The organism is Streptomyces ruber (genome assembly GCF_014648075.1).
In the GTDB taxonomy this organism is placed as follows: Bacteria; Actinomycetota; Actinomycetes; order Streptomycetales; family Streptomycetaceae; genus Streptomyces; species Streptomyces ruber.
In genome coordinates this window covers 516,854-536,360 of record NZ_BMQK01000004.1, presented here as the reverse complement: position 1 = coordinate 536,360, position 19,507 = coordinate 516,854, and the positions used below count along the sequence as shown (strand labels likewise).

Sequence of the window (19,507 nt, the reverse complement as noted above, 5' to 3'; positions counted from 1 at the left end):
GTGACCGCCGTCCTGAGGATCCTGCTGCGCCGGATCGCCCTGCTGGTCCCGCTGATGCTCGGCATCGTGCTGTTCGTCTTCCTCGTCATGCGGTTCTCGGACGTGGACCCGGCGTCGGCGTTCTTCCAGGGCGCCAATCCGACACCGGAGCAGCTGCACGACTTCCGCGAGGAGAACGGCCTGCTCGACCCCCTGCCGGTGCGGTACGCGGCGTTCGTCGGCGACCTGCTGCAGGGGGACATGGGCATCAGCGCGCTGACCCGGGCGCCGGTGGTCGACCAGGTGTTCACGGCCCTGCCGCTCACCCTCCAGCTCACCTTCCTGGGGCTGGGCGTCGCGGTGGTGCTCGCCCTGCTCGGCGGGGTGACGGCCGCGATCTACCGGGACCGGCTGCCCGACCAGATCATCCGCGTGCTGTCGCTGACCGGGGTGGCGGCGCCCGGGTTCTGGCTGGCGCTGCTGATGATCCAGTACCTGGCGGTGGACCACGGCTGGTTCCCGTCGGGCGGATACATCAACCCGGGCGACTCCGTCACCGGCTGGCTGAGGACGATGACGCTGCCCGCGCTCGCGCTGTCGCTGCCGGTGGCGGCCCAGCTCACCCGGATCGTGCGCACGGCGGTCGTGGAGGAGCTGGACAAGGACTACGTGCGCACCGCGATCGGCAGCGGGCTGCCGCCGGCGGTCGTGGTCGGGCGGAACGTCCTGCGCAACGCCCTCGTCAACCCGCTCACCGTGCTGGGCCTGCGCGTCGGCTACCTGCTGGGCGGCGCGGTGGTGATCGAGACGATCTTCTCGCTGCCGGGCATGGGCAAGCTGATGATCGACGCGGTGAAGAACGGCGACCCGGCGGTCGTCCAGGGCGTGGTGCTGACCACGGCGACCGGCTTCGTGGTCGTCAACCTCGTCATCGACATCCTCTATCTGCTGGTCAATCCGCGGCTGCGGGAGGCGACCTGATGGGCGGCCCGACGACACGCACGAGAAGGCCCCTCACGCGCGGGGGCCTCACGGACTCGCTGTCCCGGCCGGGCATCCGGCTGCGCGGCTGGCGGCGGCTGCCGCTGCTGTCCCGCATCGCGGTCTGCTTCCTCGCGGTCGTGGTGCTGACGGCCCTCCTCGCGCCCCTGCTCGCCCCGCACGACCCGCTCGACCAGCTGCCGCTCGCCGACGGCACCGGCGCCCCGTCCGCCGAGCACTGGATGGGCCAGGACAGCCTCGGCCGGGACATCCTCAGCCGGCTGATGTACGGGGCGCGCTGGTCCCTCGCGATCGGGCTGGGCGCCACCGCGCTCGCCCTGGTCGTGGGCGCGCTGATCGGCGCGGTCGCCGCGACCTCGCGCCGGGCGGTGGACGAGACGCTGATGCGGTGCCTGGACGTGGTGATGGCGTTCCCGGGCATCGCGCTGGCGGCGGTCCTGGTCGCGGTGTTCGGCGGCGGGATCACCGTACTGATCTGCGCGATCGCGTTCCTGTTCACCCCGCCCGTCGCCCGTGTCGTACGGGCGAACGTCCTCGACCAGTACGGCGAGGACTACGTGACCGCCGAGCGGGTGATCGGCGCGCGCACCCCGCACATCGTCCTCAAGCACGTGGCCGTCAACTGCGCCGCCCCGGTCCTGGTCTTCTGCACGGTGCAGGTCGCGGAGGCCATCGTGTTCGAGGCGTCGCTGTCGTTCATCGGGGCGGGGGTGCGGCCGCCGGACCCGTCGTGGGGCAGCGTGATAGCGGACGGCAAGAACATGGTGCTCACCGGCGGCTGGTGGGCGACCGTGTTCCCCGGGCTGCTGATGCTGGTCACCGTGCTGTGCCTGAACATCCTCTCCGAGGGCGTCTCGGACGCGTGGGCGGCGCCCGCGCCCCGCGAGGTCGAACCGGAGGCCGGCGAGCGCGACCGGCTGGAGACGCCCGAGCCGGGCACCGGCCGGGTGCTGGAGCTGCCGGGGCTGACGGAGGCGGCGCGGCGGCTGCGGACCAGGGCCCGGCCGCTGCCGGGCACGGCCGGCGAACAGCCCGTGCTCGCCGTCGAGAACCTCTCCATCGGCTTCCCCGACCGGCACGGGGGCGTGGACATCGTGGACGGCATCGGCTTCGAGGTGTACCCCGGCGAGGTGGTCGGGCTGGTCGGCGAGTCGGGCTGCGGCAAGTCGCTGACCTCGCTGGCCGTGATGGGGCTGGAACCGAAGGGCGCCCGGGTGCGCGGCCGGGTCCGGTTCGCGCAGCGGCAGCTGGTCGGCGAGCCGATGCGCCTGCGGCGCCGGCTGCTCGGCCACGAGATGGCGATGATCTACCAGGACGCGCTGTCCTCCCTGAACCCGGCGATGACGATCCGCGCCCAGCTGGGGCAGGTCGTCCGGCGGGGCGGCCGGCGCACCCCCGCCGAGCTCCTGGAACTCGTCGGGCTCGACCCGGACCGCACCCTGCGCGCCTACCCGCACGAGCTGTCCGGCGGCCAGCGCCAGCGCGTCCTGATCGCGATGTCCCTGTCCCGCGAGCCGCGGCTGATCGTCGCCGACGAGCCGACGACGGCCCTGGACGTGACCGTGCAGGCCCAGATCATCGAGCTGCTGCTGCGGCTGCGCGACGAGCTGGACTTCGCGCTGATCCTGGTCAGCCACGACCTGGCGCTCGTCTCGGCCGTCACCGACCGGGTGATCGTGATGTACGGCGGCCGGATCGTGGAGACGGGCGTGACCGCCGACCTGGTGGAGTCCCCGGCCCACCACTACACGCGCGGTCTGCTCGGCAGCGTGCTGTCCCTGGAGTCGGCGGCGGAGCGGATGACGCAGATCAGGGGCACGGTCCCGGCACCCGCCGGCTTCCCCGCGGGCTGCCGCTTCGCCGACCGCTGCCCGATGGCGTCCGAGGTCTGCGTGACCACGCGGCCCGGCCTGGCGGGCGGCCCGCGGCACCTGGCGGCCTGCCACCACCCCGCGGTCGAGATGGCGACGACGGAGAGCGAGGCCGTGACGTGACACCTGCCCCCGAGACCCCGCTCGTCGCCCTGTCCGACGCGCACGTCGTCCACCGGGCGCGCAGCGGCGGCCTGTTCAGCCGCGACCGCGTGTACGCCCTGACCGGCGCCGACTTCACCGTCGCGCCCGGTGAGACGGTCGGTGTGGTCGGCGAGTCCGGCTGCGGCAAGTCGACGCTGGCCAGGGTGCTGGTGGGCGCGCAGCGGCCGACGTCCGGCACCGTGCTCCTGCGGGGCCGCGACCTGTGGGCCATGAAGCCGGACGAGCGGCGCGCGACGGTCGGCCGCGGCACCGGCATGGTCTTCCAGGACCCGTCCACGGCGCTCAACCGCCGCCTGCCCGTCCGGCGGATCCTGCGCGACCCCCTGGACGTCCACCGGCGCGGCACACCCGCGGAACGCGAGGCGCGGGTGCGGGAGCTGATGTCCCTGGTCGGTCTCCCCGGGGCGCTCGCCGACGCGCTCCCCGGCCAGCTGTCGGGCGGCCAGCGGCAGCGCGTCGCGGTCGCCCGGGCGCTGGCGCTCGACCCGGACCTGGTGGTGGCGGACGAGCCGACGAGCGCGCTGGACGTCTCGGTCCGCGCCCAGATCCTCAATCTGCTGCTGGACCTGAAGGAGCGTCTCGGGCTGGCCCTGGTGTTCGTGTCGCACGACATCCAGACGGTGCGGCGCATGAGCGACCGCGTGGTCACCATGTACCTCGGCCGGATCGTCGAGGAGGCCCCGGCCGCCGAGGTCACCGACCGCGCCCGCCACCCGTACACACGGGCGCTGTTCTCCGCCACGCCCGGTCTGCTGGACCCCATCGACCCGATCCCCCTGGCGGGCCCGGTGCCGTCGGCGACGCGGCCGCCCAGCGGCTGCCCGTTCCGCACCCGCTGCTGGAGGGCGACCGACGTGTGCGCCGCAACACTTCCGGACAATTCACCCGGAACCACCCCGGGACATCGTTTCCGGTGCCACCATCCGGTGGAGGAAGGCCGGCCCACGCGGGAACTCGTCGCGCAGGCCACCGCCGTGGCCGGCCGACAGGAGCCGACGTAGCCCAAGGGAGTCCCCCATGCCCTTCCCCGCCCCCCTCACCGGTGTCGTCCCGCCCGTCTGCACCCCCCTGACACCGGAGCGCGAGGTGGACGTGGACTCGCTCGTCCGGCTGGTCGACCACCTGGTGGACGCGGGGGTGCACGGCCTGTTCGTCCTCGGTTCGTCGTCCGAGGCGGCCTACCTGACGGACCGGCAGCGCCGGCTGGTCGTGGAGACCGTCGCCGGGCACCTGGGCGGCCGGCTGCCCGTCCTCGCCGGGGCGATCGACATGACGACGCCCCGCGTGCTGGACCACGTGGCGGCCGTCACCGCGGCGGGCGCGGACGCCGTCGTCGTCACCGCGCCGTTCTACGCCCGCCCCCACCCGGCGGAGACCGCCCGCCACTTCCGGCGCGTCGCGGAGCGCTCCCCGGTGCCGGTCCTCGCGTACGACATCCCGGCGTGTGTGCACACGAAGCTGGGCGCGGACCTGGTCCTCGGGCTCGCGGCGGACGGTGTGCTGGCCGGGCTGAAGGACTCCAGCGGCGACCAGGCCGGCTTCCGCGCGGTGGTGACGGGCGCCCGCACCCGGCCGGACATCACCGGCTTCAGCGTGCTGACCGGTTCCGAGCTGCTCGTCGACACCTCGCTGGCGATGGGCGCGGACGGCGCGGTACCGGGTCTGTCGAACGTGGACCCGGCCGCCTACGTACGCCTGTACGACCTCTGCCGGGCGGGCGACCGGGACCGGGCCCGCGCCGAACAGGAGCGCCTGTGCGCCCTGTTCGGCATGGTGCGGGCGGGAGAGGCGGGCGGCCGGATGAGCGGCGGTTCGTCGGCCATCGGCGCCTTCAAGGCGGCGCTCCACCTGCGCGGCGTCATCGACTGCCCCGTCACGGCGGAACCGCAGACCCCCCTGTCCGCGGACGAGACGGAGCTGGTCGGCAAGTACCTCGCGGCGGCCGGCCTGCTCTGAGAGCCTGTGCCGGCGGGGCCTACAGGTCCCCGACCGCCAGCCGCCGGAACTCGATCCGCTCGTACGGCCGCGCGGCCCCGGTCTCGAACAGGATGCCCACCCGGCCGCTGCCCAGCGCGACCAGGTCGGAGTAGGCGGCCGGCTGCGTGGACAGGGTCGTGGCCTTCGTGTAGGTCCGCCCCGCGTCGTCGCTGCGCCAGACGGCCATGGACCGGCGGGCGGCCGGGTCGGACGGGCCGGAGTGGAGCAGCGGCCCGCCCGGCACCTGGAGGACGCTGCCCTGGACGACCGGCATGTCGTTCAGGCCGGTCTGGACGGTGTACGGGCGGTCCAGGCTCTCGCCGCCGTCGCTGGAGTAGGAGTCGAGGCGGTTGCCCGCGCTCGTGCCGTTCTGGTCGCGGGCGCTGAAGTACAGCCGCCCGTCGGACAGTTCGGCCGCCGTGCTCTCGTTGCTGTTGTCCACGCCGTCGTACGAGTCGTCGACGAAGCCGATGTCCCAGGTCCGGCCGCCGTCGTCGGAGTAGAGGGAGTGGGCGCCGTAGTACTTGGCCTCCTGGCCGGTGTCCGCCGAGCCGGCCGGGGGCGCGGCGGAGTGGTTCGCGGGGACGACCAGGCGGCCGGCGTGCGGGCCCTCGGTGACCGCGACGGCGTGGCCGGGGCCGGTCGCGTACCAGCGCCAGTCGTCCTGCTTCGCCCGGTGCGTGATCTCGCGCGGGGCGCCGAAGCTGCGGCCGTCGTCACGGCTCGTCTGTACGAACACGCGGCGGCTCTGCTCGGGCGTGACCTCGCCGCGCATGATCTCCGCCTCGGTCACCTCACCGCTGTTGTAGCTGGTGAGCAGCACGACCCGGCCGGTCTCCGGGTCCACCACGGGTGCCGGGTTGCCCCGGGTGTCGCCCTCGCCCGCCGTCACCACCTGCTGCCGCCCCCAGGTGCAGCCGCCGTCGGTGGACCGCCGGAGCACCACGTCGATGTTCCCGGTGTCCCCCGCGCTGTCGCGCCGGCCCTCGGCGAAGGCGAGCACCGTGCCCTTTCCGGTCCTGACCACGGCCGGGACGCGGTACGAGGCGTAGCCGGACTCACCCGCCGTGTACGGCACGGAGGACGTGCACTTGCGCGCGGACGCCGGCTCGGCCTGGTCCGCTCCGGCCTTGACCTGGACGGCGACGGCGGTGAGCACTCCCGCGGCGACGACCGCCACGACCGTACGGCTCCTGGTGGACAAGGCTGCTCCCCTGCGAGTGGGACATCGGATGCCCAGGGAACCTAATGCCTCCTCCCGAGACACGGCAATTCCTCACGTCACAGCAAACGCTGCGAATTTCCGCCGAACCGTGCCGAGGTGACGGAGCGTCAGGAAGGCGTCCGCGCCGCCCGGAGCAGCCGGTCCACGTCGTCCCCGCCGATGGTGAGGGCGGCGCCCACGGTGGCCAGCACGTCGCGCTCGGCCGGGGTGTACGGGCCGTCGGCCAGGGCGATGCGGGCGCCCTGGAGGAGGATGGACTCACGGCCCACGGCGGCGAGGTGCGGGGCCAGCGGGTCCAGCGCCTCGTGCAGCTCTATGGCGAGGCCCGCCCCGCAGGGCTCGCCGAGGACGCGGCCGGTGTCGGCGGCGAGGGCCGCGACGAGCGCGCCGAGCTGGTCCTCGGTGCAGTCGTCGAAGCCGGCGGAGCGCACCGCGCCCGCGGCGGTCGTGAGGGAGGCGGGGGCACAGGGGCTGCCTGCCGCGAGGACGGCCAGCGCGACCGTGTGCACGGCGTCGCGCAGCATGGCCGAGAAGCGGGTCGTGGTGGGGTGGTCCAGGGCGTCGGTGCCGTAGTGGCGGCGGCAGGCCGCGCACTCCACCACCGGGCCGGTCTCCCCGCGCCGGACGAGGGGGACCCCCGCGACGGCGAAGCGGCGCCGGCCCAGGAGGCGCTCGTAGTTGCGGTCACCCCCGCAGCCGGGGCAGAAGAACTCGCCGTCGCCGACGGCCGACCACGCGGTGCGGGTGCCGGCGACGCGCCTCAGGCGGAGCATCGCGCGGCTCCTCGTACCGAAACCCGGTGCGCGCGGCGTACGGCCCTCGCGGTCGTCCCGGCCGTACCGTCCCCGTCCTGGCAGCACGTCGCACCTCCGTCGCGGCCGCGGCTCCGTCGCCGCGCCTGGTGATGTTAGCCACATTGTTGAGGCGGAGTCAGCATTCCGGAAGAGACCCGTTCGTGATGTGGCGAACACTTGGCCGGTATCGGCCGGTCGACGACGTGGTCCCGCCCGCCGTCCAGGGCGGGCGGGACCGTGAAGAGCCCGGTCAGGCGGCCCGGCGGCCGGCGCGGTTGACCGCGGAGACGGCGGCCTTCAGCGACGCGCGTGTCGTGTTCGCGTCTATGCCGACGCCCCACAGGACCGTTCCGTCGATCGCGAGCTCGATGTACGAGGCGGCCGACGCGGACGCGCCCTCGCTCATCGTGTGCTCCTGGTAGTCCAGCAGGCGGGCGTCGATGCCGATGCCCTGCAGGGCATGGAAGAACGCCGAGATGGGGCCGTTGCCGGAGCCGACCAGCGTGGTCTCCACGCCGTCCACCTCGGCCTCGACGGTGAGGGTGTCCACGCCGTCCGTGTCGGTGGTGGTCTGGCCCTTCCGTACCTGGATACGGCCCCAGGGGTTGTCCGGGTTCGGCAGGTACTCGTCCTGGAAGACCGCCCAGATGTCCTTCGGCGTGACCTCGCCGCCCTCCGCGTCCGTCTTCGCCTGGATGATCTTCGAGAACTCGATCTGCATCCGGCGCGGCAGGTCCAGCTTGTGGTCGTTCTTCAGGACGTACGCGATACCGCCCTTGCCGGACTGGGAGTTGACGCGGATGACGGCCTCGTAGGAGCGGCCCACGTCCTTGGGGTCGATGGGCAGGTACGGCACGGCCCACTCGATGTCGTCGACCGTGACGCCGCGCTCCTTCGCGTCGGCCTGCATGGCGTCGAAGCCCTTCTTGATGGCGTCCTGGTGGGAGCCGGAGAAGGACGTGTAGACCAGGTCGCCCACGTACGGGTGGCGCGGGTGGACCTCCATCTGGTTGCAGTACTCGGCGGTGCGGCGGATCTCGTCGATGTCGGAGAAGTCGATCTGCGGGTCGACGCCCTGGGAGAACAGGTTCATGCCCAGGGTGACCAGGTCGACGTTGCCGGTGCGCTCGCCCTGCCCGAACAGGCAGCCCTCGACGCGGTCGGCGCCGGCCATCACGGCCAGCTCGGCGGCGGCGACGGCGGTGCCGCGGTCGTTGTGCGGATGGGCCGACAGACAGACGAACTCGCGGCGGGAGAGGTTGCGGCTCATCCACTCGAAGCGGTCCGCGTGCGTGGACGGCGTCGAGCGCTCCACGGTGGCCGGCAGGTTGAGGATGATCTCGCGGTCCGGACCGGGCTGCCAGACGTCCATCACCGACTCGCAGACCTCCAGCGCGAAGTCCAGCTCGGTGTCGGTGAAGATCTCGGGGCTGTACTGGTAGCCGAAGTGCGTCTCGGGGCCCAGCAGCTTCTCCGCGTACTCGACCACCAGGCGGGTGCCGTCCACGGCGATCTGCCTGATGTCGTCCCTGGAGCCGCGGAAGACCACCCGGCGGAAGACCGGGGCCGTGGCGTTGTAGAGGTGGACGGTGGCGCGGCGGGCGCCCTTCAGCGACTCCACGGTCCGCTCGATCAGGTCCTCGCGGGCCTGCGTCAGCACGGAGATCGTGACGTCCTCGGGGATGGCGCCGGGCTCCTCGATGATCGACCGTACGAAGTCGTGGTCGGTCTGGCCGGAGGCGGGGAAGCCGACCTCGATCTCCTTGTAGCCCATCTTGACCAGCAGGTCGAACATCTCGCGCTTGCGCGCGGGCGACATGGGGTCGATCAGGGCCTGGTTGCCGTCGCGCAGATCGGTGGAGAGCCAGCGCGGGGCCTTGGTGATCCTCTTGTCCGGCCAGGTGCGGTCGGGGATCTCGACCTGGTCGTACGGGCGGTACTTGTGGATCGGCATCGAGGTGGGCTGCTGGCGGTTCGCCATGGTGCGTGGGCTCCTCAGAGTGTCCGGTAGGACGGCCGACGGCGCAACGCCAGACTCCGCGGGGAGGGGGTCGGCCTTCGACTACAGGCCCTCGCCGCGGCAGCTAAGGAGAAGCAGCCCGAAACACATGGTGCTCCGCAGCCTAGCCGAGCCTCGCTCCGCAGGATGGCCCGTTTCAGTATGCGGGACGCCGGTGACATACGGGGTCAAGGGCACACCAAGCGACAGACGGTGTATACGCGACGCCGCATTCCTTACCACAGGAACCGAAGGACGGACCTTCAGTTTCCCGGCATTTCACCAATCAAGGTTGCACGTAGTGACATTGTCGTCACTCAGTGCAAATCTACGGGGCATGACCGGAAATCGAGGCCATGAGCCCGTCTTCTGCACCATCGTGCCGCCCCACGTCCTCGACGCCCTGGCCGGCGCCGAGGACCCCGCGCTCGCCAGAGCCGCCCGCCGCACCCTGGAGCGCGACGCGTACGAGCGGACCCGTCGCCGGCTGACCACGGTCCTCGGCGCCCCCGCCCTCGCCCGCGCCGCGGACCTCCCCGAGGACCAGCCGAACCGCACCGTGTACGACGCCGGGCACCAGCAGGAACTCCCCGGCGAGAAGGTGCGCGGCGAGGGCTCCGAGCCGGGCCGGGACGCCACCGTGAACCGTGCCTACGCCGGGCTCGGCGCCACCTTCGAGCTGTTCCTGAAGGCGTACGCGCGCAACTCGATCAACGGCGAGGGCCTCCCCCTGAACGCCACGGTGCACTTCGGCGAGGACTACAACAACGCCTTCTGGAACGGCGAACAGATGGTGTTCGGCGACGGTGACGGCGAGATCTTCCTCGACTTCACCATCCCGGTCGACGTCATCGGCCACGAACTGACGCACGGCGTCACCCAGTACACGGCCAACCTCACCTACTTCGGCCAGCCCGGCGCGCTCAACGAGTCGCTCTCGGACGTCTTCGGCTCGCTGATCAAGCAGTACACGCTCGGCCAGACCGCCCAGGAGGCCGACTGGCTGATCGGCGCGGGCCTGCTCGCCCCGCGCGTCACCGGCGTGGCCCTGCGCTCCATGAAGGCCCCGGGCACGGCGTACGACGACGACGTGCTCGGCAAGGACCCGCAACCGGCGACGATGGACGACTACGTGCGCACCGGCCGCGACAACGGCGGCGTGCACATCAACTCCGGTATCCCCAACCACGCCTTCCACCTGGTCGCGACCGCGCTCGGCGGGCACGCCTGGGAACGGGCCGGGCAGATCTGGTACGACGTGCTGACGGGCGGCGAGCTGAAGGCGCAGGCCCTGTTCGCCGACTTCGCCGCACTGACCGTCTCCGCCGCTCGCGCCCGCTACGGCGAGGGCGAGGAGCTCCAGGCCGTGCTGAAGGCATGGGAACAGGTGAAGGTGCGTGTCCAGGAGACGCCGGAAAAGACCCGGGCGTCGTAGCCGCGGCGGAGCCGGCGTACTAGACAGGGACCCATGCGGATTCAAGTGAGGCGCACGGGCGGGTTCGCGGGTATCGAGCGGTACGCCGAGGTGGACACCTCGGGCCGCGCCGACGCCCAGGAGTGGCAGGCCCTGGCCGAGAAGGCGCTCGCCGCCGGCCGGGGCACGCCGCCGATAGGGGTGCCGGACGGCTTCAGCTACCAGATCACCGTGGACGGGAGGACGGTGTACGCCGCGGACCCCCGGCTCACGGAGGAGCAGCGGACGCTGATCTCACGGGTGCTGAAGGCAGGGGCGTGACGGGGCCCCTGCACGGGACCCCGCTGCCGGGACCGGGACGGAGACCGGAGCCAGGGCCTCAGAACCCCAGCTTCCGCAACTGCTTCGGGTCCCGCTGCCAGTCCTTCGCCACCTTGACGTGCAGATCCAGGAAGACCGGCGTACCGAGCAGCGCCTCGATCTGTTTGCGGGACTTGATGCCGACGTCCTTCAGGCGCTTGCCCTTGGGGCCGATGATGATGCCCTTCTGGCTGGGGCGCTCGATGTAGACGTTGGCGTGGATGTCCAGGAGGGGCTTGTCCGCGGGACGGTCCTCGCGGGGCAGCATCTCCTCGACGACCACCGCGATGGAGTGCGGGAGCTCGTCGCGGACGCCCTCCAGCGCGGCCTCGCGGATCAGCTCCGCCACCATGACCTGCTCGGGCTCGTCGGTGAGGTCGCCCTCGGGGTAGAGCGGCGGGCTCTCGGGGAGCATCGGGATCAGCAGGTCGGCGAGGAGGTCCACCTGGCCGGCCCTTCGCCCACCACCGCCCTTGTTCGAGGGACTACGTCCCGCCCCTTCCGCGGCGGTCGCGGAGACCGGGACGATCTCCGCCCAGGTGATGCCCAGCTCCTTGCCGAGCTGGTCGATCGCGATCAGCTGCTCGGCCAGGGTCTTGGAATCGACGAGGTCCGTCTTGGTCACGATGGCGACCTTGGGGGTCTTCTTGATCCCCGCGAGCTCGCCCGCGATGAAGCGGTCGCCCGGCCCTATCTTCTGGTCCGCGGGCAGACAGAAGCCGATCACGTCGACCTCCGCCCAGGTGGTGCGCACCACGTCGTTCAGCCGCTCGCCGAGCAGCGTGCGCGGCTTGTGCAGCCCCGGCGTGTCCACCAGGATCAACTGCGCGTCGGGCCGGTGCACGATGCCGCGCACCGTGTGCCGTGTCGTCTGCGGCCGGTTGGAGGTGATGGCCACCTTCTGCCCGACCAGAGCGTTCGTGAGGGTGGACTTGCCCGCGTTGGGGCGGCCCACGAAGCAGGCGAAGCCGGCCCGGTGGGCGGCTTCGGAGGGCTCCGGGGGCCGCGACGGCTCGGACGGCCCGGATGACTGGGTACGCACGCTCATAGGGCCCATTCTCCCTGATCGCCGGAGCCCCGCCGCACGCACGGCCGCGGCCGCCGGACCGACCCGCCGGATCAGCCCTCCGTCAGCGTCGTCCGTACCTCGCCGTCGAGCCCGGCCACCAGGACCGGGGTCCCCGCGCCGCCGAGGTCCCGTACCGCCGCCACGTCCTCGGCCGGGACGGTCTCCGACTCCGTGACCACGGCCGCCGCCTCCAGTGACCTCGCCCCGGACGCCACGGCCATCGCGACGGCCGTGCGCAGCGCGCTCAGCTTCAGCGAGTCCAGGCCGACGGTCCCGGCCACGTACGTACGGCCGGTCTCGTCCCGTACGGCCGCGCCCTCGGGCACGCCGTTGCGGGCCCGGGCCGAACGGGCCAGGGTGACGATCTTGCGGTCCTCGGGGTCGAGCGCGCTGCTGTCGGTCATGCCCGAAGCATACGGAGCCCGCCGGAAAGGGCCGGAACCGGTGGGGTCAGGGCCGGTCCAGCCGGAGCCGCTGCGCGCGCGGCAGGCCCGCCACCACCAGGTCGTAGGAGTCCTCCACGAGCTCCCGGACCAGCCGGTCCGGGAGCCCCCCGTCGGCCGTGACCGTGTTCCAGTGGCGCTTGTTCATGTGCCAGCCGGGGACGATCAGGCCGGGGTGCTCCGCGCGGAGCCGGACGGCGTCGTCCGGGTCGCACTTGAGGTTGACCTTCAGGGGCCGCGCGTCCAGGTCCGTCAGGGCGAAGAGCTTGCCCAGCACCTTGAAGACCGAGATCTCCGGGTCGAACGGGAAGTCCTCCACGGCGGCGTCGAAGGACAGGCAGAGGGCGCGCAGCTCCTGGGGGGTCACTCGGGTTTCGGCTCCTCGTCCACCGGCGGGTCCGCGGGACCGATCGGCTCCACCAGCACCGTGACGACCTTGTTGCGGCGGCCGGCGGCGGCCTCCGCCGTGAGCCTCAGCTCCCGGCCGTCCGGCAGGGGCACGACCGAGGAGGCGCCGGCGATCGGCACCCGGCCGAGCGCCTTGGCGAGCAGCCCGCCGACCGTCTCGACGTCCTCGTCGTCGTACGCCTCCACGCCGTACAGCTCGCCGAGGTCGCCGATGTCGAGGCGGGCCGTGACCCGGTAGCGGTCCTCGCCCAGCTCCTCCACGGGCGGCAGCTCGCGGTCGTACTCGTCGGTGATCTCGCCGACGATCTCCTCGAGGATGTCCTCGATGGTGACGATGCCCGCGGTGCCGCCGTACTCGTCGATGACGACGGCGACGTGGTTGCGCTCCTGCTGCATCTCGCGCAGCAGGTCGCCCGCGTTCTTGGTGTCGGGGACGAAGGCGGCGGGCCGCATCGCCGTGGACACCAGCTCGGACTCGGCGTCCCGGCTGATGTGCGTCTTGCGGGCGAGGTCCTTGAGGTAGACGATGCCGACGATGTCGTCCTCGCTGTCCCCGGTGACGGGTATGCGGGAGAAACCGGAGCGCAGGGCGAGGCTGAGGGCCTGGCGGATCGTCTTGTAGCGCTCGATGACGACGAGGTCCGTACGCGGCACCATGACCTCGCGCACGAGGGTGTCGCCGAGTTCGAACACCGAGTGCACCATGCGGCGCTCCTCGGCCTCGATCAGCGACTCCTTCTCCGCGAAGTCGACCATCGCGCGCAGCTCCGCCTCGGAGGCGAACGGGCCGTGACGGAATCCCTTGCCCGGGGTGAGGGCGTTGCCGATGAGGATCAGCAGCGGCGGGATCGGGCCCATGATGCGGGCGAGCGGCACCAGCACGTACGCGGCCGCCGTCGCCGTGTTCAACGGGTGCTGGCGGCCGATGGTGCGCGGCGAGACGCCCACCGCGACATAGCTGACGAGGACCATGACGCCTATCGCGACCGCCAGGGCCTCCCAGGTCACCTCGAACGCCCGCAGGCAGCCGTACGTGACGAGGGCGGCGGCCGCCATCTCGCAGGCGACGCGGACGAGCAGCGCCACGTTCAGGTAGCGGGTCGGGTCCGCCGCGACCTGGGCGAGCTTGGCGCTGCCGCGCCGCCCGGACCGTACGGCCTCCTCGGCGCGGAAGCTGGAGACGCGCGCGAGGCCCGCCTCGGCGCTGGCGGCGAGCCAGGCGACGACGACCAGGGCGACGGCGCCGATCAGCAGGGAGGCGCTCATGACACGGTCGGGGCCGGGGACGGGCCGGTCAGGCCCTTCTCCGCGCGCCAGCCGTCCACGATGGCGGCCTGCAGACCGAACATCTCGGCCTTCTCGTCGGGCTCCTCGTGGTCGTACCCGAGGAGGTGCAGCACTCCGTGGACGGTGAGGAGCTGGAGCTCCGCGTCCATGGAGTGCCGCGTCGGCGCCTCGGCGCCCTGCTTGGCGGCGACCTCGGGGCAGAGCACGATGTCGCCGAGGAGGCCCTGCGGCGGCTCGTCGTCGTCCTTGGACGGCGGTCGGAGTTCGTCCATCGGGAAGGACATCACGTCCGTCGGGCCGGGCAGGTCCATCCACTGGATGTGGAGCTGCTCCATGGCGTCGGCGTCCACGACGATCACCGAGAGCTCGGAGAGCGGGTGGATGCGCATCCGCGTGAGCGCGTAGCGGGCGATGTCGAGGATCGCCTGCTCGTCGACCTCGGTGCCGGACTCGTTGTTGACGTCGATCGACATGGTGCTGCTCGGTCTACTTCCCCTTGTGTTGCCCGGACCGGCCCCGGCCCTTGTGCGCGCCGTTCTCGGTTCCGTGCTTGGTGTCGTACTTGTCGTAGGCGTCGACGATACGGCCCACCAGCTTGTGCCGGACGACGTCCTGGGACGACAGGCGCGAGAAGTGGACGTCCTCGACGCCCTCCAGGATCTCCTGGACCTGGCGCAGACCCGACTTGGTGCCGGACGGCAGGTCGACCTGCGTCACGTCACCCGTGATCACGATCTTCGAGTCGAAGCCGAGGCGGGTGAGGAACATCTTCATCTGCTCGGGGCTCGTGTTCTGGGCCTCGTCCAGGATGATGAAGGCGTCGTTGAGCGTGCGGCCGCGCATGTACGCGAGCGGCGCGACCTCGATGGTCCCCGCCGCCATCAGCCGCGGGATCGAGTCGGGGTCGAGCATGTCGTGCAGCGCGTCGTACAGCGGGCGCAGGTAGGGGTCGATCTTCTCGTAGAGGGTGCCGGGCAGGAAGCCCAGGCGCTCTCCGGCCTCCACCGCCGGGCGGGTCAGGATGATGCGGTTGACCTGCTTGGACTGGAGGGCCTGGACGGCCTTCGCCATGGCCAGGTAGGTCTTGCCGGTGCCGGCGGGGCCGATGCCGAAGACGATCGTGTGCTTGTCGATGGCGTCGACGTAGCGCTTCTGGTTGAGCGTCTTGGGGCGGATGGTGCGGCCACGCGAGGACAGGATGTTCTGCGTGAGCACCTCGGCCGGGGTCTCCTGGCCGTCGCTCTCCCCGTTCTCGCTCGCCCTGAGCATGGCGATCGAGCGTTCCACTGCGTCCTCCGTCATCGGCTGTCCGGTGCGGAGCACCAGCATCATCTCGTCGAACAGGCGCTGGACGAGGGCCACCTCGGAGGCGTCGCCCACGGCGCTGATCTCATTGCCCCGGACATGGATGTCGACCGCCGGGAAGGCCTTCTCGACCGCGCGCAGGAGGCGGTCTCCGGACCCCAGCACGGTCACCATGGGGTGCGCGGCCGGAACGGTGAACCGGGCCCTCGCCTGCTGCGCGGGGGTGTGAGCTGTGGGTGTCTGAGTCATGGGCCGGCTCTGTAGGCCTTGCTCGTCCTCCTCGATGCGTGTCGCCCGCCTCAGGGGCGGCCTGGCGCATTCCAGGGTACGCCGGGTGGCCGACATCGCCGTAGGACTTTTCGGCGCGGGACCCGGCACGGGCGCGGAGGTGGCGGCCGGACGGCGGCCGGGTGACACCCGGGAGCCGCGCGGGTGTCACGCGGACCGGCGGAAGCCGACCGTCGGAACGGCTCTGCGCAGTGGCCAGGGAGCGGTCCGCTGCTCCGGCAGCGCACGCAGCAGGTCGTCGAGGAACGCGTACCGGCGCAGCGCCGCCGGGTCCTGGGCGTCGAGCGACTGCACCCGGCGCCACCAGGCGGCGATCTCCGCCCAGCCCGGCGCCGAGAGGGACCCGCCGAACTCCTGGACCGAGAGCGCGGCGGTCAGACCGGCGAAGGCGAGCCGGTCCGCGAGCGGCCAGCCGGCCAGTGTGCCGGTGACGAAACCCGCCACGAAGACGTCGCCCGCGCCCGTGGGGTCCAGCGCCTCGACGGCGATGGCGGGCACCTCGGCGCTCTCGCCGGTGCGGGCGTCCACCGCGTACGCCCCCTCCGCGCCGAGGGTGACCACGGCGAGCGGCACGTGGTCGGTGAGGGCGTGGGCGGCGGCGCGGGGGCAGTCGGCGCGGGTGTAGCGCATGGCCTCCTCCGCGTTGGGGAGGAAGGCCTCGCAGTGCGCCAGGTCGGCGAGGCCCGCCAGGTCCCAGCGGCCGGTCTCGTCCCAGCCGACGTCCGCGAAGATCCGGGTGCCCTCGCTCGCCGCCTGGGCGATCCAGGGGGCACGGACGCCGGGCACCAGGGAGGCGACGGCGGCGCGGGCGCGCGGCGGACAGTCCGGGGCGGGCTCCTCCGGGGGCGGCTCGTGGCCGTGCGAGACCATCGTGCGCTCGCCCTCGTACGCCATGGAGACGGTGACCGGGGAGTGCCAGTGGGGGACGGTGCGGGAGGGGGAGAGGTCGATGCCCTCGTCGTGCTCCAGGGTGTCCCAGCAGTACTCCCCGTAGTGGTCGTCCCCGAAGGCCGCCGCGAGGGACGTGCGCAGGCCGAGCCGGGCCAGCGCGGTCGCCATGTTCGCGACGCCGCCGGGGCTGGAGCCCATGCCGCGCGCCCAGGACTCGGTGCCGCGGACCGGGGCGCAGTCGAGGCCGGTGAAGATGATGTCGAGGAACACGGTGCCGGTCAGGTAGACGTCCCACGGCGGATCGTCCGGTGTGCGCAGCCCGGCGAGCGGATCTCCCCGGCGGCACTGGTGACTCGGGTGGAAACCGGTCTCTAGCCGGCTGTCCGGTCGCTTCCCTTCGGACGCGGTCACGGTGTGCTCCCTGGCCTGACGTGGTGCGGATCAGGCCAGTGTGCACCAAGGGTCCGACAGGACGGTGCGGATCGAGCCGGGGTGGCTCCTCGGGTGGGTGTGCGGTGGGTGTGCGATGGGTGTCCGGTGGGTGCGGGCACCGCCGGACGACTCTCGAAGGGCGACGTTGCTACCCGATGGCGTCGACACCAAACAATATGTGCCCCAGATCACAGCTCGCGCGTTTCTTCGACCGACCGCGCGCTTGATACAAATTGGCCGCGCGCCCCTGTCCGTCGACAGCCGCGGCCCCTCTTCCCCCCGTGCTCACGTGGCACCTTCGCCTGCTCAGGAACGCCCGTGTCCCCCCGCTCCGCCCTGCCCTGGCCCCTCGTCGCCCTTTTCACGGCCGGGTATCTCGCCCCCTACCTGCTCCCCACCACCGTCGGCCGGCTCGACGCGTCCCTCCCGCTCAGCGCCACCCAGGCGGGAGCCGTCGGCAGCGCGCTGCTGATGGGGTCGGCGTCGGCGGGCTTCCTGCTCGCCTCGCGGGTCGACCGCTTCGGCCCCCGCACCGTCGCCCGCGTCGGTCTCACGCTCGCCGCCCTCGGCTACGGCGGGGCCGCCCTCACCGACAGCGTCCCCGCCGTCGTCGTGGGCGCGGTGCTCGGCGGGTTCGGCTCGGGCACCGCCACCGCCGTCGCCGCCACGGGCATCGCCGCCCAGCGGGACCCGCACCGGATCACCACCCTGGGTCTGCTCTGCGTCTCCGCCCTCGCGGGCGCCCTCTACCTGACGGTCCCCCACCTCGGTCCGGGCCACGGCCTGCCCCTGGCCGCGATCGCGCTCACCGCGCTCGCGGTGTGGCCGGCGACCGGGCGGCTCGCCGCGCCGGACCGGGTCCACCACGGCGACCACGCATCGCGCGGCCGGGCCCGGCTGCCCCGTCCGGGTGCCGGACTCGCCCTCGCCGCCGCCGTGTTCTGCTGGTCCCTCGCGCAGAACTCCCTCTGGGGGGTCAGCAGCCGCATCGGCCTGGAGCAGGCGGGTCTGTCCGAGGTCACGGTCGGTGTGGTCCTCGCCGCGGCACTGGGCGGCGGACTGCTCGGCGTCATCGGCGCGGGCGCGCTCGGCCCGCGCTTCGGCCGGGCCCTGCCCATCGGCGCCGGCACGGCGGTCATCGCCGGGTGCATCGCGGTGAGCGCCGCCGCGACCGACCTGGTGAGCTTCGCCGCCGGCGAGATCGCCTGGAACACGTTCTACCCGGTGGTGCTGTCGTACGTGCTCGCGCTGGGCGCCTCGCTCGACGCGCGCGGCCGCTGGGCGGTCCTGGTGGGCTCCGCCTCCTCGCTCGGCACGGCGTGCGGCCCGCTCACCGGCAGCCTGCTGTCCGCGCAGGCGGGCTACCCGGTGATGGGACTGGTCCTCGCGGCGGGCCTGCTGGTGGTCGCCGTACCGATGACGGCCGTCGCGCTGCGCACCACGCCCGCCAGGAGCACGGACCTCGGCACCGCCGTCCGCCCGGCGGCCCACCCGACGGCCGCCGCCGGGCACGACTACGAGCCCGCCGCCTGACCGGGGTGACGCGCTACCGCGTCACCGGAAGTCGTACGCCTCCACCTCGGCCAGGTACCTCGCCCGCCGCTCCTCGTCGTGCTCCAGGAAGGACGCGACGAAGGAGTTGCGGGCGAGTTCGCGCAACCGCTCCTCGCCGAGTCCGAGGGCCTCGCGGACCGCGTCGAAGTTGTCCCCCGCGTACCCGCCGAAGTACGCCGGGTCGTCGGAGTTGACCGTGCACAGCAGCCCGGCGTCCAGCATCGCGGGCAGCGGGTGCTCCGCCAGGGTGCCGACGGTCCGCAGCCGTACGTTGGACAGCGGGCACAGCGTCAGCGGCACCCGCTCCCGCACCAGCCGCTCCACCAGCGCGGGGTCCTCCATGCACCGCAGCCCGTGGTCGACGCGCTCCACGCCGAGCACGTCCAGGGCCTCCGTGATGTAGGCGGGCGGCCCCTCCTCACCGGCGTGGGCCACCCGCCGGAGACCGAGGGCGGCGGCCGCCTCGTACACCTCGCGGAACTTCGCCGGCGGGTGACCGACCTCGGCGGAGTCGAGTCCGACGCCCACGATCCGGTCGAGGTACGGCTCGGCGGCCCGGAGCGTCTCCAGCGCCGACTCCGCGGACTCGTCGCGCAGGAAGCACATGATCAGCTGGGTGGAGATCCCGTGCGTCTCCTCGCTGCGGCCGAGGGCCCGCCACAGCCCTTCCACCACGGTGCCCAGCGCCACCCCGCGCGCGGTGTGGGCCTGCGGGTCGAAGAAGATCTCGGCGTGCCGGACGCCCTGGGCGGCGGCGCGGGCGAGGTAGGCGTCGGCCAGGTCGGCGAAGTCCGCTTCCGTGCGCAGGACCGCCATGAGCTCGTAGTACAGGTTCAGGAAGGACTGCAGGTCCTCGAACCGGTACGCGTGGCGCAGGGCGTCCGTGTCGGCGTACGGCAGTTCGACGCCGTTGCGCGCGGCGAGCGCGAAGGCCAGCTCGGGCTCCAGGGTGCCTTCGATGTGGAGGTGCAGTTCGGCTTTCGGTACGGGCATCAGAGCATCGTACGGCGATCGACCCACCACATCGAAAACGGCCCGCTGCTC

General features: G+C 72.6%; 18 protein-coding genes. 7 read left to right on the top strand and 11 right to left on the bottom strand.

Annotated features, from left to right (window positions below; genetic code table 11):
* Genes IEZ04_RS13685 through IEZ04_RS13670 form a run of 4 tightly spaced genes read left to right on the top strand, consistent with a single transcriptional unit; the run spans nucleotide 1 to nucleotide 4,973 of the window.
* Complete coding sequence (locus tag IEZ04_RS13685; protein WP_189217059.1) at nucleotides 1-960, top strand: ABC transporter permease; 960 nt, start codon at nucleotides 1-3, stop codon at nucleotides 958-960.
* On the top strand, nucleotides 960-2,975 hold the full coding sequence (locus IEZ04_RS13680; protein ID WP_189217058.1) for a dipeptide/oligopeptide/nickel ABC transporter permease/ATP-binding protein: 2,016 nt from the start codon (nucleotides 960-962) through the stop codon (nucleotides 2,973-2,975). The genes IEZ04_RS13685 and IEZ04_RS13680 overlap by 1 nt, the downstream gene beginning before the upstream one ends.
* Entirely contained in the window at nucleotides 2,972-4,018 is a 1,047-nt protein-coding gene (locus IEZ04_RS13675) for an oligopeptide/dipeptide ABC transporter ATP-binding protein (RefSeq protein ID WP_189217057.1), read from the top strand. Before IEZ04_RS13680 ends, IEZ04_RS13675 begins: the two co-directional genes overlap by 4 nt.
* 16 nt (nucleotides 4,019-4,034) lie before the next feature.
* Entirely contained in the window at nucleotides 4,035-4,973 is a 939-nt protein-coding gene (locus tag IEZ04_RS13670; RefSeq protein WP_189217056.1) for a dihydrodipicolinate synthase family protein, read from the top strand.
* Nucleotides 4,974-4,992: 19 nt separating this feature from the next.
* Here IEZ04_RS13670 and IEZ04_RS13665 read toward each other — a convergent pair whose 3' ends face one another.
* From IEZ04_RS13665 to leuA, 3 genes are all read right to left on the bottom strand, one after another.
* Nucleotides 4,993-6,198 carry a sialidase family protein gene (locus IEZ04_RS13665; protein ID WP_189217055.1) on the bottom strand — a complete coding sequence of 402 codons (1,206 nt, stop codon included), beginning with the start codon at nucleotides 6,196-6,198 and terminating at the stop codon, nucleotides 4,993-4,995.
* A gap of 128 nt (nucleotides 6,199-6,326) precedes the next feature.
* Entirely contained in the window at nucleotides 6,327-7,079 is a 753-nt protein-coding gene (locus IEZ04_RS13660; protein ID WP_373296298.1) for a TerB family tellurite resistance protein, read from the bottom strand.
* Between the two features lie 184 nt (nucleotides 7,080-7,263).
* A complete protein-coding gene (gene leuA, locus IEZ04_RS13655; protein WP_189217053.1) occupies nucleotides 7,264-8,994 on the bottom strand; it encodes a 2-isopropylmalate synthase in 1,731 nt (576 codons plus the stop codon).
* Between the two features lie 355 nt (nucleotides 8,995-9,349).
* On the opposite strand from leuA, the gene IEZ04_RS13650 reads away from it, so the two are divergent.
* Nucleotides 9,350-10,447: a M4 family metallopeptidase gene (locus tag IEZ04_RS13650; RefSeq protein ID WP_189217052.1), complete on the top strand. Its 1,098-nt coding sequence runs from the start codon at nucleotides 9,350-9,352 to the stop codon at nucleotides 10,445-10,447.
* Nucleotides 10,448-10,480: 33 nt separating this feature from the next.
* Nucleotides 10,481-10,747 (top strand): protealysin inhibitor emfourin, encoded by a 267-nt coding sequence (locus IEZ04_RS13645; RefSeq protein ID WP_189217051.1) that lies wholly within the window; start codon nucleotides 10,481-10,483, stop codon nucleotides 10,745-10,747.
* Nucleotides 10,748-10,805: 58 nt separating this feature from the next.
* Here the strand turns inward: IEZ04_RS13645 and IEZ04_RS13640 are convergent, their stop codons facing one another.
* The 7 genes from IEZ04_RS13640 to IEZ04_RS13610 form a co-directional block, all read right to left on the bottom strand.
* Nucleotides 10,806-11,834 (bottom strand): GTPase Era, encoded by a 1,029-nt coding sequence (locus IEZ04_RS13640; protein ID WP_189217050.1) that lies wholly within the window; start codon nucleotides 11,832-11,834, stop codon nucleotides 10,806-10,808.
* 71 nt (nucleotides 11,835-11,905) lie between these two features.
* Entirely contained in the window at nucleotides 11,906-12,259 is a 354-nt protein-coding gene (locus IEZ04_RS13635; protein ID WP_189217049.1) for a cytidine deaminase-like protein, read from the bottom strand.
* 46 nt (nucleotides 12,260-12,305) lie between these two features.
* Nucleotides 12,306-12,665 (bottom strand): MmcQ/YjbR family DNA-binding protein, encoded by a 360-nt coding sequence (locus tag IEZ04_RS13630; RefSeq protein WP_189217048.1) that lies wholly within the window; start codon nucleotides 12,663-12,665, stop codon nucleotides 12,306-12,308.
* Nucleotides 12,662-13,972, bottom strand: a complete 1,311-nt coding sequence (locus IEZ04_RS13625; protein WP_189217047.1) for a hemolysin family protein — start codon at nucleotides 13,970-13,972, stop codon at nucleotides 12,662-12,664. The genes IEZ04_RS13630 and IEZ04_RS13625 overlap by 4 nt, the downstream gene beginning before the upstream one ends.
* Nucleotides 13,969-14,466, bottom strand: coding sequence for an rRNA maturation RNase YbeY (gene ybeY, locus IEZ04_RS13620; RefSeq protein ID WP_189217046.1), 498 nt, complete (start codon nucleotides 14,464-14,466; stop codon nucleotides 13,969-13,971). Before ybeY ends, IEZ04_RS13625 begins: the two co-directional genes overlap by 4 nt.
* Nucleotides 14,467-14,479: 13 nt before the next feature.
* Nucleotides 14,480-15,547 (bottom strand): PhoH family protein, encoded by a 1,068-nt coding sequence (locus IEZ04_RS13615; protein WP_189217045.1) that lies wholly within the window; start codon nucleotides 15,545-15,547, stop codon nucleotides 14,480-14,482.
* Nucleotides 15,548-15,733: 186 nt separating this feature from the next.
* Entirely contained in the window at nucleotides 15,734-16,888 is a 1,155-nt protein-coding gene (locus IEZ04_RS13610; RefSeq protein ID WP_189217044.1) for a carbohydrate kinase family protein, read from the bottom strand.
* 339 nt (nucleotides 16,889-17,227) lie between these two features.
* Between IEZ04_RS13610 and IEZ04_RS13605 the strand changes: the two genes are divergently transcribed.
* The gene (locus IEZ04_RS13605; protein WP_229821022.1) at nucleotides 17,228-18,442 is read left to right on the top strand and encodes an MFS transporter; all 1,215 of its coding nucleotides are present in this window, start codon (nucleotides 17,228-17,230) and stop codon (nucleotides 18,440-18,442) included.
* Between the two features lie 21 nt (nucleotides 18,443-18,463).
* On the opposite strand, the gene IEZ04_RS13600 is transcribed toward IEZ04_RS13605, so the two are convergent.
* Nucleotides 18,464-19,456, bottom strand: coding sequence for an adenosine deaminase (locus IEZ04_RS13600; protein ID WP_189217043.1), 993 nt, complete (start codon nucleotides 19,454-19,456; stop codon nucleotides 18,464-18,466).
* Between the last annotated feature and the right edge of the window lie 51 nt (nucleotides 19,457-19,507).